We start from the raw sequence: 13871 nt of genomic DNA on the forward strand, positions 1-13871 counted from the left end.
GAGAGGAACCCACGACCATGGTCGAACCGATCTCCGGCACCATCCCGCCCTCGGGAGTGCAGACCGGCAGCACCACACCCGCGTCCGAGCGCAAGAAGACGCTCGACTCCGAGGTCTTCCTTAAGCTCCTGGTGACGCAGCTGACCAACCAGGACCCCAGCTCGCCCATGAACACCAACGAGATGATCTCGCAGACCACGCAGTTGGCCTCCATGGAGCAGCTGACCGCCCTCACGGCGACCTCGACCGAGAGCTTCGCCCTCAGCATGCGTCAGACCGCTGCGGCATTGATCGGCCACGAGGCGCAGTACGTCGATGAGAAGGGTGTCACCCAGAAGGGCATCGTCACATCGGTGTCCTATGCCGGCGCCGTGCCGCTGGTCACCATCGGCGAGGCCTCCATCCCCCTCGACGCCGTCTCCGGCGTCTCCGTCGCTCCCCGTCCGCAGTCCTGACCAGTCCATCCAGAAAGGCATCACCATGCTCCGCTCTCTGTTCGCCGGAATCTCGGGTCTGCGTTCCCACCAGACCATGCTCGACGTCACGGGCAACAACATCGCCAACGTCAACACGACCGGCTTCAAGGCCTCGGCCGTGCAGTTCCAGGACTCGCTCTCCCAGCTCGTGCGCAACTCGATGATGCCGCAGCAGGCCGCCGGCGGTCAGAACCCCGCCCAGGTCGGCCTCGGCGTGCAGGTGGCCGGCATCAGCACCAACTTCGCCTCCGGGGCACCGCAGCCCACGGGCGTGCCGACCAACCTCATGATCGCCGGAGACGGATTCTTCGTCGTGCGCTCGGGCGGCGAGACCCTCTACACCCGCAACGGTGGATTCTCGTTCGACGCGAGCGGCAAGCTGGTCTCGGCAGACGGTGCCCTTGTCCAGGGCTGGACGGCGCAGAACGGCGTCATCGTCCCCGGTCAGGGCATCGGCGACATCCGACTTCCGGTCGGCGCGCTCAGCCCCGCCGCGGCGACCACCACGGCCCGTGTCACGGGGAACCTGCCCTCGGGTGCCGCCGTGGGCGAGCAGCTGGTGCGCGACATCAAGACCTACGACGCCGAGGGTACGGCGACCTCGCTGCGCCTCACCTTCACCCGCACGGCCACCGGCTGGAACGTCACCGAACCGGGCGGCACGAACACCGCTCTCACGTTCACGGACGGCAAGCAGGGCGCAGCCTCGTCCATCGTCTCCGGTGGTGTCACGGTGGACCTCTCAGCGGTCACCGGTTTCGCGGATGTCAGCGACGTCGCGATCAAGGAGCAGAACGGCAAGCCGGCCGGCACCCTGAGCTCGTACGCGCTGATGAACGACGGCAGCCTGGTCGGCACGTTCAGCAACGGCGACACCGAGGTACTCGCCCGCGTCGCGCTGGCCGGATTCGTCAACCCCGGCGGACTCGAGAAGGCGGGCTCCTCGCAGTACCGGCCGAGCGGGAACTCCGGAGAGCCGACGCTCGGTCAGGCGGGCTCCGACGGTCTCGGCGGCATCATCAGCGGCGCGCTCGAGATGTCCAACGTCGACCTGTCGCAGGAGTTCACCAACCTGATCGTCGCGCAGCGCGGCTTCCAGGCCAACGCCCGCATCATCACCACGAGCGACGAGGTGCTGCAGGAGCTGACGAACCTCAAGCGCTGAGCCGTCGGGGGAGCCGCGGCGGCCTGCATGCTCACGAGCGCGCCGCGGCTCCCCCGACGTCAGACGAGCTCGCTCACCAACTGTTCGATGCGCGCGCGGATGTCGTCGCGGATGGGGCGGACAGCATCGATGCCCTGGCCTGCCGGGTCGTCGAGCTTCCAGTCCTCGTAGCGCTTGCCCGGGAAGAACGGGCAGGCGTCGCCGCATCCCATCGTGATGACGACGTCAGATGCCTGCACGGCTTCGGTCGTGAGCACCTTGGGCTGCTCGGAGGTGATGTCTATGCCGAGCTCGCGCATGGCTTCGACCGCGATCGGGTTGATCTGGTCGGCGGGCATGGAACCGGCAGAGCGGACGTCGATGCGGTCCCCTGCGATGTCGCGGAGGAAACCGGCCGCCATCTGGGAGCGTCCGGCGTTGTGCACGCAGACGAAGAGGACCGAGGGCTTGGTGGTCGTGTCAGTCATGGTTGCTCCAGGTGAGAGGTCTTGTCAGTTGAGGAGTTCGTCGACGAGGGCACGCACGCGTTCGGCGATGTCGTCGCGGATGGCTTCGACGCCTTCGCGCGACGCGAGGGCAGGATCTCCGACCGCCCAGTCGTCATAGCGGACGCCGGGGATGATGGGGCAGACATCACCGCACCCCATGGTGATGACGACGTCGGCTGCACGCACGGCGTCATCAGTGAGCGGCTTCGGGAAGCGCTCTGCAGCCTGGTCGCCTTCGATCTCTGCGAGAAGCGAGCGGACGTGCGGGTGGACGACGTCGGCGGGAGCGGAACCCGCAGAGCGTGCGACGACCTTTCCGGCAGCCAGCTGGTTCACGAGAGCGGCAGCGAGCTGTGAGCGCCCCGCGTTCGCGACGCAGACGAAGAGCACCTGGGGTGCTGCAGCCTCGCGGTCGCGGGTCAGGTCCGCGAGCCGTTGACGGGCGAAGCGCTCAGTCAGCGGAACGAGTGCTGAGGTGACGCGTGCGGTGCGTGCGAGCGCGGTGTAGGACTCGCGGACGGTGGTGAGGACGACGTCTGCTTCGAGTTCGGGAACTTCCGCTGCGAGCTCCTCGGCGAGACGGGTCACCCGTTCGTCGAAGTCCGGTCGCAGTGGACCGTCGTCGTCTATGCTTCCGGGTGCGACCGAGGCGGGGGCGAAGGAGTCCAGCAATGCGGTGACGGCCCCGCGCCTGGTCGGGTTGATGCGGTACCAGACCCAGGTTCCGCGTCGTTCGGAGGTGAGGACATCGACGTCCTTGAGCACCTTGAGGTGATGGGAGACCGTCGGCTGCGAGACATCGGCGAGCTCGGCGAGGTCGCACACGCACGACTCGCCGCGCGGGTCGGAGGCGATGGCCGACAGCATCCGCAGGCGCAGCGGGTCCGACAGCGCCTTCAGGGTGGCCGCCACTGAGGAGGCTGCTTCCAGACCGATGGCATGGGTGGCGACGGGACTGCAGGTGTCAGTGTCGGTCGCAACGGTGACGTTCATGACGGCATCCTTTCAGCGGTGTACGGGTCGGTGTGGAACCAGCGGCGGGCCGCCCAGAGGGAGACGTACACGAGCCCGACGAGAACCGGGACCTCGATCAGCGGGCCGACGACGCCGGCGAGGGCCTGCCCGGACGTCGCTCCGAACGTGCCGATGGCGACGGCGATGGCGAGCTCGAAGTTGTTGCCGGCCGCGGTGAATGCCAGGGTCGAGGAGCGGGCGTAACCGAGTCCGAGTGTCTTCCCGGTGAACAGGCCGATGAACCACATGACCGCGAAGTAGGCCAGCAGAGGAAGCGCGATCCGGGCGACGTCCCACGGGCGGCTGGTGACCTGTTCCCCCTGGAGGGCGAACAGCAGCACGATGGTGAACAGCAGCCCGTAGAGGGCCCAGGGACCGATCTTCGGCAGGAAGCGGTCTTCGTACCAGTCGCGCCCCTTCGCACGCTCTCCGATGAGGCGGGAGGCGAAGCCGGCGATGAGGGGGATGCCGAGGAAGATCAGCACGTTCAGTGCGATCTGCCAGACCGAGATCTCCAGCCCCTGCGAGTCCAGCCCCAGCCAGCCGGGGAGCACGGTGAGGTAGAACCAGCCCAGCAGCGAGAATGCGACGACCTGGAAGACCGAGTTGATGGCGACGAGGACTGCGGCCGCTTCGCGGTCACCGCAGGCGAGATCGTTCCAGATGACGACCATGGCGATGCAGCGCGCGAGCCCGACGATGATGAGTCCTGTGCGGTACTCGGGCAGATCGGGCAGGAACGCCCAGGCGAGGACGAACATCAGCGCAGGGCCGACGATCCAGTTGAGCACCAGCGACGAGATGAGCAGCTTCTTGTCACCCGTGACGGCGGCGACCTTGTCGTAGCGGACCTTCGCGAGGACCGGGTACATCATCACGAGCAGGCCGAGCGCGATGGGAACGGAGATCCCACCGAGCTCGAGGCCGGCCAGGAGATCGGAGACGCCCGGGATGAAGCGGCCGACGAGGATACCCCCGACCATGGCGAGGCCGATCCACAGCGGCAACCACCGATCCAAGGTGGACAGACGCCGAGCGGCCGGGGCGGTGGTGGGCACGGTTGCGGTGCTCATGCGAAGACCTTCTCGGTGTCGATCTCTACGGGTGCAGGTTCGTCAAGCGCGGCCAGGTGGTGCTGGGCATCCTGAGTCACCGTACCGGCCGGAAGCGTGGGCTGGAGACCTGCACGCGTGGCGTAGACGGCCGCGGTGCACCCCGCAGGGCCGGACCCGATGATTCCAAGCTCAGCTTCTTGTGTCGACATGCGTCTATATTGACATTCATAAATATAGAACGCAATCGCTGCTCGGGGAGTTCATCTGCCGGGCGCCCTGGCAACCTGACTCGTCGGTTGGACACGGAAGGGCGGGCCTCCTCTGAGGAGTCCCGCCCTTCCGCCATCGGAAATCAGCCGACAGTGACGGGCCGCGCGCCGATCCGGATAGCCGAGGGAGCCGCACAGCAGCTGCCCGCGTCGTCGTCGTAGTCGCCGGATCCCCCGCACACGCCGGTATCGGGGAGGACGAGCTCGCTGCGCCCTGCGGCCTCATGATCTCCCACGAGGTGCGCGGCGACACTTCGCACCTGCTCGAAGCCGGTCAACGCGAGGAACGTCGGCGCCCGGCCGTAGGACTTCGCGCCGACGATGAAGAACCCCTGCTCCGGCTGCGCGAGCTCTCGCGCTCCCGTGGCACCCACGGATCCGCAGGAGTGGATGTTCGGGTCGATCTCGGACGCGATGCCAGCGACCGCCTCGAGCGCGGGATCGAGATCGATCCGGAGCTCTCGCAGCATCTCAGTGTCCGGCCGAAAGCCCGTGAGTGCGAACACGCGACCGACACCGTCCACCTCGCGCCCGTCTTCGGCGACCACGGTCAGCCCGTCAGCGGTCTGCCGGAACTCGGCGACCCGGAATCCGGTCACCAGCTCCACGACACCCTCGTCGACCATCTTGCGCGCGCGAGAGCCGAGCGCGGCGCGTTCGGGAAGCTCATCTCCGGCGCCGCCTCCGAAGACGTTCGTTGCCGCCCCCCTACGGAGAATCCAGGTGACGCGGGTGCCAGGGGCCCGTCGTGCCAGCTCGCTCAATCTCAGGACGGCGTGCGCGGCAGAGTGCCCCGCTCCCACGACGACGACCTGCGACCCCGCGAGCTCTGCCACATCGGCCGGGATGCGATACGAGATCAGATCCGATGCTGCGGCCTCCCCGAGGGCGGGATATCCATCCGCTCCCGCCGGATTCGGAAGAGCCCAAGTGCCGCTCGCGTCGATGACAGCGCGAGCGAGAACTCGCGACTCCTGTCCGTCCGCACTGACCGTATGCACGACGAAGGGCTGGCCCCTGCGCCCGCCCTCGACGACCTTGTCACGGCCGTGACGAGCGACTCCAGTGACGGTCGTCGCGTAGTGGACCCGCTCACCCAAGGCATTCGCCAGAGGCGCCAGGTAGCCGTCCACCCAGTCGGCGCCGGTCGGATATCCCGACACCGGTGCAGCCCAGCCGGTCGTCTCAAGAAGACGACGTGCTGCAGCGTCCACGAGCTCCGGCCAGGCCGAGAACAGGCGCACGTGTCCCCACTCGGAAACCGCAGCAGCAGGCCCCTCACCACGCTCGATCACCATCACGTTCTCGTCGCGTTCGACGAGATGCGCCGCGGCGGCGAGGCCCTGCGGACCCGCTCCGACGATGACGACAGGTAGCTCAGACATGACATCTCCTCACATTGACAAAGTTCAATATGAAGACTGTCGCTCACCTATCGAAGATTGTCAATACGTGGCAGACTAGACCCGTGAGCGTGTCAACGACAATCGAAGCGACATCCTGCTGCGTTCCGCCAATAGCACCCTCGATGACCGTCGAGGATGCGGAACGCGTTGCCCGGGTCTTCAAAGCGCTCGGCGACCCCACGCGCGTCCGACTGTTGTCGCTCATCGCCGCCGGAGCTGGCGGAGAAGCGTGCATCTGCGACCTGACCGAGCCTGTGGGACTCTCGCAGGGCACGGTGTCCCACCACATGAAACTGCTCGCGGAAGCGGGACTGGTCACGCGAGAACAGCGCGGCAAGTGGGCGTACTTCGCTCTGAACGTCGACGCGATGGATGCGGCTGCCGCTGCTCTCCACGCGGTCTGAGCACCTCGATCGTCAGAGCTCGCGGAGCTCCGAGGTCATCTCCCCGCCGGCGTCCCCCGTGTTGACGGTCCCCTTCGGCTCCAAGAGGATGGCGTGCACTTCTTCGTCGGCTCGCGGGCAGTGCTCCACACCCTTCGGCACGACGAACACGTCGTTCGGTCCCAGCTGATCCGAACACCCCGCGCTCCCCCGGTACTGTCGTATCCGGAAGAACGGAGCCGGAGATGAACGCCCTCGACGCATTCGGCACCATCGCCGAGGTCTTGTCCTGGATCGGGCTCGGCATCGGCCTGCCCCTGCTCGTCATCGTGCTCCTGGTGAAGATGCATGACGGCTCCTGGCTGCCTCAGGAGGTCGTCATCGTCGAGGAGCAGGATGGCCGGGCACGCGCCCGCTGGTTCGCGTCCGGCGATTTCCGGGAACGAGCGCTCCGCTCCGACGAGTCCGTCCACTGGCGCGGACGTGAGGAAGTCGACGCGTTCGTCAGCGCGCGTCACCCCGGCCTGATGCGGTTCGAGCCCCGACGACCGCTGCTCCATGCCTTCCAGGTGCTCGGGATCACTCTGGCCGCGGTCGGAGGCTGTGCGGTCGTCCTCTCCGTCGTCCTGCTGTTCGTCGGCTGAGGCACGGAGTCGGCACACAGTGTTCGCGGGCAGGATGGAAGACATGTCCGCATCACCGCTCGCCGCACGTCCCTGGCTCGATTCCTATGCGGACGGCGTTCCCGCCGAGATCGAGGAACCATCGCAGACGCTGCCCGAGATGCTCGCCGCGAGTGTCAAGGCGTTCTCTCGACGACCGGCGCTGGACTTCTTCGGTGCCGTCACGTCGTACCGTGACCTCGGCGAGCAGGTCGAACGGGCCGCCGAGGGATTGCGTCGGCTCGGGGTCGGCGCCGGCGACAGGGTGGCCCTGGTACTGCCCAACTCCCCGCAGCACGTCGTGGCGTTCTATGCGATCCTCCGGCTCGGGGCGATCGTGGTCGAGCACAACCCGCTGTACACCGCACGCGAGCTTCGCCACCAGTTCGAAGATCATGGGGCGCGGGTCGCCGTCGTGTGGGACAAGTCCGCCGACACGATCGCTGGATTCCCCGCCGACGTCAGGGTCGAGCACATCGTGAGCGTCGACATCACCGAGGCGATGCCGCTGTCGAAGCGCCTCGCTCTCCGTCTACCTCTGCCCAAAGCCCGCGAGGCCCGCGCGAAGCTCACCGGCACCCCGAAAGCGCGGCACCTGATCGCGTGGAAGCAGCTCGCTGCGCACCGACGCATCTCACGCCGAGTGCCGGGGCCGACCTTGGACGACACCGCGCTCCTGCAGTACACCAGCGGCACGACGGGCGTCCCGAAGGGAGCGATCCTCACCCACTCCAACCTCCGAGCCAATGCGATGCAGGGGCGGGCGTGGGTGCCCGGACTCGTCGACGGCGAGGAGACCTTCTACGGTGTGCTGCCGCTGTTCCACGCGTACGGCATGACTCTGTGCCTGACCTTCGCGATGAGCATCGGAGCGCGGCTGGTCCTGTTCCCCGCGTTCGACCTGGGCCTGGTCACGGCTGCGGCACGGACGACGCCACCCACGTTCCTTCCGGCCGTGCCGCCGATCTACGACGCTCTCGCCCGCGCAGCCGCCCGAGGGACCATCGACCTCTCGACCGTGCGCTTCGCCATCTCCGGAGCGATGAGCCTCCCTGTCGCGACGGTGAAACGCTGGGAGGAGGCGACCGGCGGCCTGCTCGTCGAGGGCTACGGCATGACGGAGAGCTCGCCGGTGGCGCTCGGCAACCCGATGGGCCCGACACGTCGCCCCGGCACCGTCGGTGTTCCCTTCCCGAGCACGGAGATCCGGATCGTGGACCCCGCTGACCCCGATGTCGACCTGTCCGCCGGCGATCCAGGGGAACTGCTCCTGCGCGGCCCGCAGGTGTTCCAGGGGTACTGGCGTCGTCCGGGTGAGACGGCCGACGCGCTGCTGCCCGACGGGTGGCTCCGCACAGGCGACATCGCCCAGGTCTCGCCCGACGGCTTCGTGACCATCGTCGACAGGCTCAAGGAACTCATCATCACGGGAGGCTTCAACGTGTCGCCGAGCGAGGTGGAGGATGCGCTCGTCGCCCACCCCGATGTCGAGGCCGCAGCGGTCGTCGGTCTCCCCAAGCCGCACGGTGGAGAAGAGGTCGTCGCGGCAGTGGTGCTCCGCGACGGAGCTGCTCTCGAGGTCGATGCGCTGCGCGACTTCTGCCGCACCCGGCTCACGCCCTACAAGGTGCCGCGACGGATCACGGCCGTCGACGACCTCCCCCGGTCCCTCATCGGCAAGGTGCTGCGGCGCCAAGTGCGCGACCAGCTGCTCGCCGACCGCTGAGTCCGCTGAATCCTGGCGTCGATCACCGACGGCGAGCCCGCCTAACGCGCAACGCCGTCCGGCCGACAGTCACCCCCGACAGCCCAGGACGGGCCGTCGGGTCTGTGCTCTTCGGAACGCGGACGGATCTTTCCAGGATGGAGCCCATGATCGTCCTCACGCGCCTGAACCGTTCGCGGTTCGCGGTGAATCCCGACCTGATCGAACGTGTCCAGGCAACGCCGGACACGACGCTCATCATGGTCGACGGTGCGACCTTCGTCGTCACCGAGACGATGGATGACGTGATCGCGCAGATCACCCGGTTCCGCGCCGGGGTGCTGGCAACCGCCGCCGCCCTGATCGCCGAAGCGGGAACCGATTCCGCGGCCCCCGCTTCTGAGGTCGGTCTCTGATGGATCCGTCTCTCATCCTCGGACTGATCCTCGCGTTCGGCGCCCTGATCGCCATGATCAACCTCGAGGGCGCGACCCTCGGATCGCTGCTGATCCCCGCCCCGATGGTGCTGGTCTTCGGAGCCACGATCGCCGTCGGCATCGCGAGCGGCACCATGCGCGATGCGCTGCATGCGGTCAAATCGCTCCCGCGCGCGTTCCGCGGTGAGCGCCGCACCGCGTCGAGCATGATCGACACGGTGGTCGGCTACGCCGAGAAGGCGCGTGCCGAAGGGCTCCTCGCCCTCGAGCAGGGACTCGAGGACGAGAAGGACCCGTTCCTGCGCCAGGCACTGCAGAGCATCGCCGACGGCACGGACGCGGAAGACCTGCGCACGCTGCTGGAGGACGAGCTCACCTCGACCGCCGCCCGCAACCGCACCGCCTCACGCTTCTACATGACGCTCGGAGGCTTCGCGCCAACGGTCGGCATCATCGGCACCGTCGTCTCCCTCACGCACGTGCTCGAGAAGCTCGACAAGCCGGACACCCTCGGTCCGATGATCGCGACAGCATTCGTGGCGACGCTGTGGGGTCTGCTCTCGGCAAACTTCATCTGGCTGCCCATCGGCGGTCGCCTGCAGCGGCTCGGCGAGCTCGAAGTCGAGCGCATGACGGTGCTCATGGAGGGCATGCTCGCGGTCCAGGCCGGCGCTCCGCCCCAGTTCGTGAATGAGCGTCTGCGAGCGCTGGTGTCCGAGCGTCCCTCTGCCCGATCCGGCCGGAAGGCCCGCACCTCAGCAGCCGAGGAGACGGAGCAGGCGTCATGAGCGTCCGTGCCCGTCGCCGCGTGCCGCAGGAGGAGCACAGCGGTCCGGACGAGCGGTGGATGGCATCCTATATGGACATGGTGACCGTGCTGATGTGCATGTTCATCGTGCTGTTCGCCATGTCGACCGTCGACCAGGAGAAGTTCGAGGCTCTGAGCGCTTCTCTCGCCACGGGCTTCGGGCAGGAGCCGTCCGACGAGATCGACGCCACCACGGGCGTGGTCGTGCCCCCGGAGCTGGTCGACGAGAAGGGCGAGGACTTCGCCGACGTCGACCTGGCCGCCGCGCAGACCGAGTTCAACGAGCTCTCGGCGCTTCGCGAGCGTCTGCGCCAGGTGCTCGCCGACAACGGTCTCGAGACGGATGTCACCTTCACGATCGACGAGCGCGGCCTCACGATCGGGCTGGTGAGCGCGGAGACGTTCTTCGACACGAACAGCACGACGCTCAGCGACAAGGCGCTCCTGGTCCTCGATGCGCTCGGCTCCGTACTGGTCACCACCACCAACGAGATCTCGGTCGAGGGCCACGCCGACGTGCGTGGGTCGGTCGCCCCGTACCCGACGAACTGGGAGCTCTCCGCCGGCCGCTCGACGCAGGTGCTGCGACACCTCGTGGAGGCCTCGGGTCTTCCCCCCGCCCATCTCAAGTCCGTCGGCTTCGGCGACACGCGTCCTGTCGCCGCCGGAGATGCACCGGACGCACTGGCCCAGAATCGCAGGGTCGACATCGTGGTCCTGTCCGATGCGAACGAGGAGGTGCGAGCCCTCATCCCCCAGGCCCAGGCGGGGAAGCCGGCCTCCTGAGCACCCTTCCCTCCTAACGCACGCCGATCACCGCCCGATAGTCCGGTTCGTGGTGATCGATAACAGCGTGCGCTCCGAAGTGCGCGCGGGGACGACGGCGAAGGCCCCCGAAGTCGAGGTGTACGACTTCGGCCGTTCCGCGACCCTCTCCCGCGAGCACACCCGCGCCCTGGAACTCGCCTTCGAGACGTTCTCGCGGCAGTGGTCGGCGCAGCTGTCGGCGAAGATCCACGTGCGGGCCACGATCGCGGTCGAGCACGTCGGGATGATGACCTACGGCGAGTACGCTCAGTCCCTCCCCACCACGACCACCATGATCGTGTGCGCGCTCCCCGAATCCGAAGAGCGCCTCATCGTGCAGCTGCCCACCTCCGCCGCGACGGCGTGGATCGTGCAGATGGTCGGCGGCCGTGCATCGACCGCCTCGGAGGACCGCACCTTCACCCCGATCGAGCAGGCCCTGATCCGCTCGTTGATCGTCGACGCGATCGACCACCTCACCGGGGCGCTCGATGGTCTGCTCCCCGTCGGCGTCTCGTTCAGCGGCATCCAGTACAGCTCGCAGTTCGCGCAGGTCGCGGCTGCCGGTGAGCCCGTCATCGTCGCGCGGTTCTCGATGCGTCTGGCTGGTCGCACGGTGCCGACGAGCGTGATGCTGCCCGCCTCGGTGCTCGCCGGATTCACCGTGCGTCCCTCCGACCTCGAGCGCACTGCCGCACCCGACCGGATCCGCCGCCAGGTCGAGGTGGCACCGGTCGAGGTGGCTTTGCGGCTCGCACCCCGAACGGTGCTGCCGCGCGAGGTGCTCGATCTCGCTGTGGGCGACATCATCGCCTTCCCGCACTCCGCCGACCGTCCGATGGTCCTCACCGTCGGCGATCAGACCATCGCGACCGCTGCCGTTGGCAGCGCGGGCGCGCGGCTGGCCTGTGTCGTCACCACCACCGTCCCCGATCCCGCATCCGCCGAGGAGTCCGCGTGAGCAGCACCACCACCTACGAGTCCGCCGTCGCCGCCGCCTTCGCCGCATCGCTCCCGACGCCCTCCCCGCTCGTCGCACGCGCCTCCCAGGTCTCGGGCGACACCGGCGACGCCGTGATCGTGCAGTTCGTCGGCGAGGCCAGCGCCCAGCTCGCCGTGCAGCTCTTCGAGCCGGAGATCCTGGTCGACGGGCTCGGCGGCACACCGCTCACCGATCGGTTGCGCGATGCCCTCGAAACCGCGACCAGCGCACTGGGCTCCGGCGCTCTCGGCGAGGCCGCCGTGGGCGATGCCTCCGCCCTCTTCGCGGACCCGGCTGTGCAGCTGTTCGATCTGCAGGACGACGCCGACCACACGGTCGGACGCCTGGCCGTCGTCGTCACCCGCGCGCCGGCAGGAGCCGCGAACCCGTCCCGCCGGCTGCACCGCATCGCCGGCGTCGAGATGGAGCTCACCGTCGAGATCGGCCGCACCAGGATGGCGGTGCGCGACGTGCTGGACCTGGAACCCGGACGCATCGTCGAGCTCGACCGCTCCGCCGGCGCCCCCGCAGACATCAAGCTCAACGGACGCGTCATCGCCCATGGCGAGGTCGTCGTGGTCGATCAGGACTACGCGGTGCGCATCACCCGCATCCTCGAGAACGTCGAGGCCTGACCCTGGACGACCTCCTGCTCGGCCTGCGGGTCGTGCTCTCGCTCGCCGCAGTACTCGGAGTGCTGTGGTTCCTGCAGCGCCGTGTCGCGCGCACGCAGGCCCGTCGTCGCGACAGTGAGGCGATCACGGTGCTCGGACGCCAGGGAGTCGGCCCGAAGGCGCAGATCGTCGTGATCCAGACCGAGGACGCCCGATACGTGCTCGGCGTCACGGAGCACGGCGTGAACGTCGTCGATCGGCTGCCGGTCAAGCGGACCGACACCTCGGAGGAGACACCCCGCCCGGCATGGTCGCCGGCGACCACGGAAGCGGCGTCCGACGCCGCGGAGTTCGACCGGATCCTGGCCGCGGCCGCTCTGACGGAATCGACGGACATCCCGCCGGAGTCATCAGCGCCGCAGCGCCGTGTGCGGCACCGCAACGATCCGCTGCGCGGCTCCATCCTCTCCCCCGAGACGTGGCGGCAGACCGCCGAGGCCATCCGGCGCACCCGATGAGCGTCACCCGTGGGGTCGTCGACGGGCGCGCGCTGCGACGAATCGCGCTGATCCTCGCCGCGGCACTCGCACTCGTCGTGGTCCTCACCCTCATCACGGGCACGGCCGCCCACGCACAGGTGACCCCGGACGATCAGGGCGAGGGCGTCACGATCGACATCAACGGCGTCGACGGCGGTCCGTCGGGGTCGATCCTGACCCTGTTGGGCATCACGCTGCTCTCGGTCGCCCCCGCGTTGCTGCTGATGATGTCGTCGTTCACGAAGATCTTCGTCGTGCTGGCGATGACCAGGAACGCCCTCTCGTTGCCGACCATCCCCCCGAACCAGGTGCTGGCGGGGCTGTCCCTCTTCCTGTCGCTGTTCATCATGTGGCCGGTGCTCACCGAGATCAACACGGTCGCGGTGCAGCCCTACATCGACGGCTCGCTCTCGTTCACACAGGCCATCGACGTGGGCCAGCTGCCCCTGCAGGAGTGGATGCTCCGCTTCACCCGCGAAGAGGACCTCGCGCTCATGACGCGGATGGCCGGCCAGCCCAACCCCGAGGACCCCTCGAGCGTCCCGATGTACACGCTCATCCCCGCGTTCATGATCTCCGAGCTGCGCGCGGCGTTCATCATCGGCTTCGTGATCTTCATCCCGTTCCTGGTGATCGACCTCGTCGTGGCAGCGGCGCTGATGTCGATGGGCATGATGATGCTCCCGCCCGTCATGATCTCGCTGCCGTTCAAGATCCTGCTGTTCATCCTCGTCGACGGCTGGGGGCTCATCATCAGAGCCCTCCTGGAGAGTTACGGAGGGGTCGGATGAGCCCCGAGGCGGTCATCGACATCGGCACGCAGGGACTGATCATCGCGGCGAAGCTCGCCGCCCCCGTCCTGGTCACCGCGCTCGTCGTCGGCTTCGCGATCTCGCTGTTGCAGTCCATCACCCAGGTGCAGGAGGTGACGCTGTCCTTCGTGCCGAAGATCGTCGCGGTCGGCATCGCGCTGTTGATCGCCGGCAACTGGATGATCGCCGAGATGATCGCCTTCACCAACGAGATGTTCGCCCGCATCCCCTCGCTGTTGAGTGGATGAC

The 13871-nt window shown here is 68.0% G+C and carries 17 protein-coding genes and 1 pseudogene; 13 read left to right on the top strand and 5 right to left on the bottom strand.

Annotation, left to right across the window (positions count from 1 at the left end; all coding sequences use genetic code 11):
• The first annotated feature begins 17 nt into the window (after positions 1–17).
• Together MOX01_RS14855 and MOX01_RS14860 are read left to right on the top strand one after the other, a co-directional pair.
• Positions 18–455 (top strand): flagellar hook assembly protein FlgD, encoded by a 438-nt coding sequence (locus tag MOX01_RS14855; protein ID WP_046747390.1) that lies wholly within the window; start codon positions 18–20, stop codon positions 453–455.
• 25 nt (positions 456–480) lie between these two features.
• Positions 481–1641 carry a flagellar hook protein FlgE gene (locus MOX01_RS14860; protein ID WP_046747389.1) on the top strand — a complete coding sequence of 387 codons (1161 nt, stop codon included), beginning with the start codon at positions 481–483 and terminating at the stop codon, positions 1639–1641.
• 59 nt (positions 1642–1700) lie between these two features.
• Here MOX01_RS14860 and MOX01_RS14865 read toward each other — a convergent pair whose 3' ends face one another.
• The 5 genes and pseudogenes from MOX01_RS14865 to MOX01_RS14885 all read right to left on the bottom strand — a co-directional run bounded on the left by MOX01_RS14865 (position 1701) and on the right by MOX01_RS14885 (position 5852).
• Positions 1701–2108 (bottom strand): arsenate reductase ArsC, encoded by a 408-nt coding sequence (locus MOX01_RS14865; RefSeq protein ID WP_061017798.1) that lies wholly within the window; start codon positions 2106–2108, stop codon positions 1701–1703.
• 24 nt (positions 2109–2132) lie between these two features.
• Positions 2133–3122, bottom strand: coding sequence for a metalloregulator ArsR/SmtB family transcription factor (locus MOX01_RS14870; protein WP_141370358.1), 990 nt, complete (start codon positions 3120–3122; stop codon positions 2133–2135).
• Positions 3119–4216: an ACR3 family arsenite efflux transporter gene (gene arsB / locus MOX01_RS14875; RefSeq protein ID WP_046747386.1), complete on the bottom strand. Its 1098-nt coding sequence runs from the start codon at positions 4214–4216 to the stop codon at positions 3119–3121. The genes MOX01_RS14870 and arsB overlap by 4 nt, the downstream gene beginning before the upstream one ends.
• 74 nt (positions 4217–4290) lie before the next feature.
• Positions 4291–4407: pseudogene (locus MOX01_RS19435) on the bottom strand (thioredoxin-disulfide reductase); the annotation flags it as partial.
• A 143-nt stretch (positions 4408–4550) separates the two neighbouring features.
• On the bottom strand, positions 4551–5852 hold the full coding sequence (locus MOX01_RS14885) for an NAD(P)-binding domain-containing protein (protein ID WP_141370360.1): 1302 nt from the start codon (positions 5850–5852) through the stop codon (positions 4551–4553).
• A gap of 143 nt (positions 5853–5995) precedes the next feature.
• Here MOX01_RS14885 and MOX01_RS14890 point away from each other — a divergent pair, with 143 nt between their 5' ends.
• The 11 genes from MOX01_RS14890 to fliQ all read left to right on the top strand — a co-directional run bounded on the left by MOX01_RS14890 (position 5996) and on the right by fliQ (position 13870).
• Complete coding sequence (locus tag MOX01_RS14890) at positions 5996–6277, top strand: ArsR/SmtB family transcription factor (protein WP_046747384.1); 282 nt, start codon at positions 5996–5998, stop codon at positions 6275–6277.
• A 224-nt stretch (positions 6278–6501) separates the two neighbouring features.
• Positions 6502–6900, top strand: a complete 399-nt coding sequence (locus MOX01_RS14900; protein ID WP_113680338.1) for a hypothetical protein — start codon at positions 6502–6504, stop codon at positions 6898–6900.
• Between the two features lie 43 nt (positions 6901–6943).
• Entirely contained in the window at positions 6944–8644 is a 1701-nt protein-coding gene (locus MOX01_RS14905; RefSeq protein ID WP_061018521.1) for a long-chain-fatty-acid--CoA ligase, read from the top strand.
• 146 nt (positions 8645–8790) lie between these two features.
• Positions 8791–9039, top strand: coding sequence for a flagellar FlbD family protein (locus MOX01_RS14910; RefSeq protein WP_141370362.1), 249 nt, complete (start codon positions 8791–8793; stop codon positions 9037–9039).
• Positions 9039–9848, top strand: coding sequence for a motility protein A (locus MOX01_RS14915; protein WP_058632702.1), 810 nt, complete (start codon positions 9039–9041; stop codon positions 9846–9848). The genes MOX01_RS14910 and MOX01_RS14915 overlap by 1 nt, the downstream gene beginning before the upstream one ends.
• Entirely contained in the window at positions 9845–10654 is an 810-nt protein-coding gene (locus MOX01_RS14920; protein ID WP_061018519.1) for an OmpA/MotB family protein, read from the top strand. The genes MOX01_RS14915 and MOX01_RS14920 overlap by 4 nt, the downstream gene beginning before the upstream one ends.
• A gap of 49 nt (positions 10655–10703) precedes the next feature.
• The gene (locus MOX01_RS14925; RefSeq protein ID WP_058632701.1) at positions 10704–11636 is read left to right on the top strand and encodes a flagellar motor switch protein FliM; all 933 of its coding nucleotides are present in this window, start codon (positions 10704–10706) and stop codon (positions 11634–11636) included.
• Entirely contained in the window at positions 11633–12292 is a 660-nt protein-coding gene (gene fliN / locus MOX01_RS14930) for a flagellar motor switch protein FliN (protein ID WP_061018515.1), read from the top strand. Before MOX01_RS14925 ends, fliN begins: the two co-directional genes overlap by 4 nt.
• A 32-nt stretch (positions 12293–12324) precedes the next feature.
• Complete coding sequence (locus tag MOX01_RS14935; protein WP_230977946.1) at positions 12325–12789, top strand: FliO/MopB family protein; 465 nt, start codon at positions 12325–12327, stop codon at positions 12787–12789.
• Entirely contained in the window at positions 12786–13601 is an 816-nt protein-coding gene (fliP, locus tag MOX01_RS14940) for a flagellar type III secretion system pore protein FliP (protein WP_058632700.1), read from the top strand. The genes MOX01_RS14935 and fliP overlap by 4 nt, the downstream gene beginning before the upstream one ends.
• Positions 13598–13870: a flagellar biosynthesis protein FliQ gene (gene fliQ, locus MOX01_RS14945; protein ID WP_017828226.1), complete on the top strand. Its 273-nt coding sequence runs from the start codon at positions 13598–13600 to the stop codon at positions 13868–13870. Before fliP ends, fliQ begins: the two co-directional genes overlap by 4 nt.
• Position 13871 lies beyond the last annotated feature (1 nt).

The organism is Microbacterium oxydans, assembly GCF_006540085.1.
Taxonomy (GTDB): domain Bacteria; phylum Actinomycetota; class Actinomycetes; order Actinomycetales; family Microbacteriaceae; genus Microbacterium; species Microbacterium oxydans.

Coding starts and splice junctions, on each gene's coding strand:
- MOX01_RS14900 (WP_113680338.1), top strand. CDS start 6,502: ATGAACGCCCTCGACGCATTCGGCACCATCGCCGAGGTCTTGTCCTGG.
- fliP (WP_058632700.1), top strand. CDS start 12,786: ATGAGCGTCACCCGTGGGGTCGTCGACGGGCGCGCGCTGCGACGAATC.
- MOX01_RS14860 (WP_046747389.1), top strand. CDS start 481: ATGCTCCGCTCTCTGTTCGCCGGAATCTCGGGTCTGCGTTCCCACCAG.
- MOX01_RS14870 (WP_141370358.1), bottom strand. CDS start 3,122: ATGAACGTCACCGTTGCGACCGACACTGACACCTGCAGTCCCGTCGCC.
- MOX01_RS14855 (WP_046747390.1), top strand. CDS start 18: ATGGTCGAACCGATCTCCGGCACCATCCCGCCCTCGGGAGTGCAGACC.
- MOX01_RS14910 (WP_141370362.1), top strand. CDS start 8,791: ATGATCGTCCTCACGCGCCTGAACCGTTCGCGGTTCGCGGTGAATCCC.
- MOX01_RS14885 (WP_141370360.1), bottom strand. CDS start 5,852: ATGTCTGAGCTACCTGTCGTCATCGTCGGAGCGGGTCCGCAGGGCCTC.
- fliQ (WP_017828226.1), top strand. CDS start 13,598: ATGAGCCCCGAGGCGGTCATCGACATCGGCACGCAGGGACTGATCATC.
- MOX01_RS14915 (WP_058632702.1), top strand. CDS start 9,039: ATGGATCCGTCTCTCATCCTCGGACTGATCCTCGCGTTCGGCGCCCTG.
- arsB (WP_046747386.1), bottom strand. CDS start 4,216: ATGAGCACCGCAACCGTGCCCACCACCGCCCCGGCCGCTCGGCGTCTG.
- MOX01_RS14905 (WP_061018521.1), top strand. CDS start 6,944: ATGTCCGCATCACCGCTCGCCGCACGTCCCTGGCTCGATTCCTATGCG.
- MOX01_RS14890 (WP_046747384.1), top strand. CDS start 5,996: ATGACCGTCGAGGATGCGGAACGCGTTGCCCGGGTCTTCAAAGCGCTC.
- MOX01_RS14920 (WP_061018519.1), top strand. CDS start 9,845: ATGAGCGTCCGTGCCCGTCGCCGCGTGCCGCAGGAGGAGCACAGCGGT.
- MOX01_RS14865 (WP_061017798.1), bottom strand. CDS start 2,108: ATGACTGACACGACCACCAAGCCCTCGGTCCTCTTCGTCTGCGTGCAC.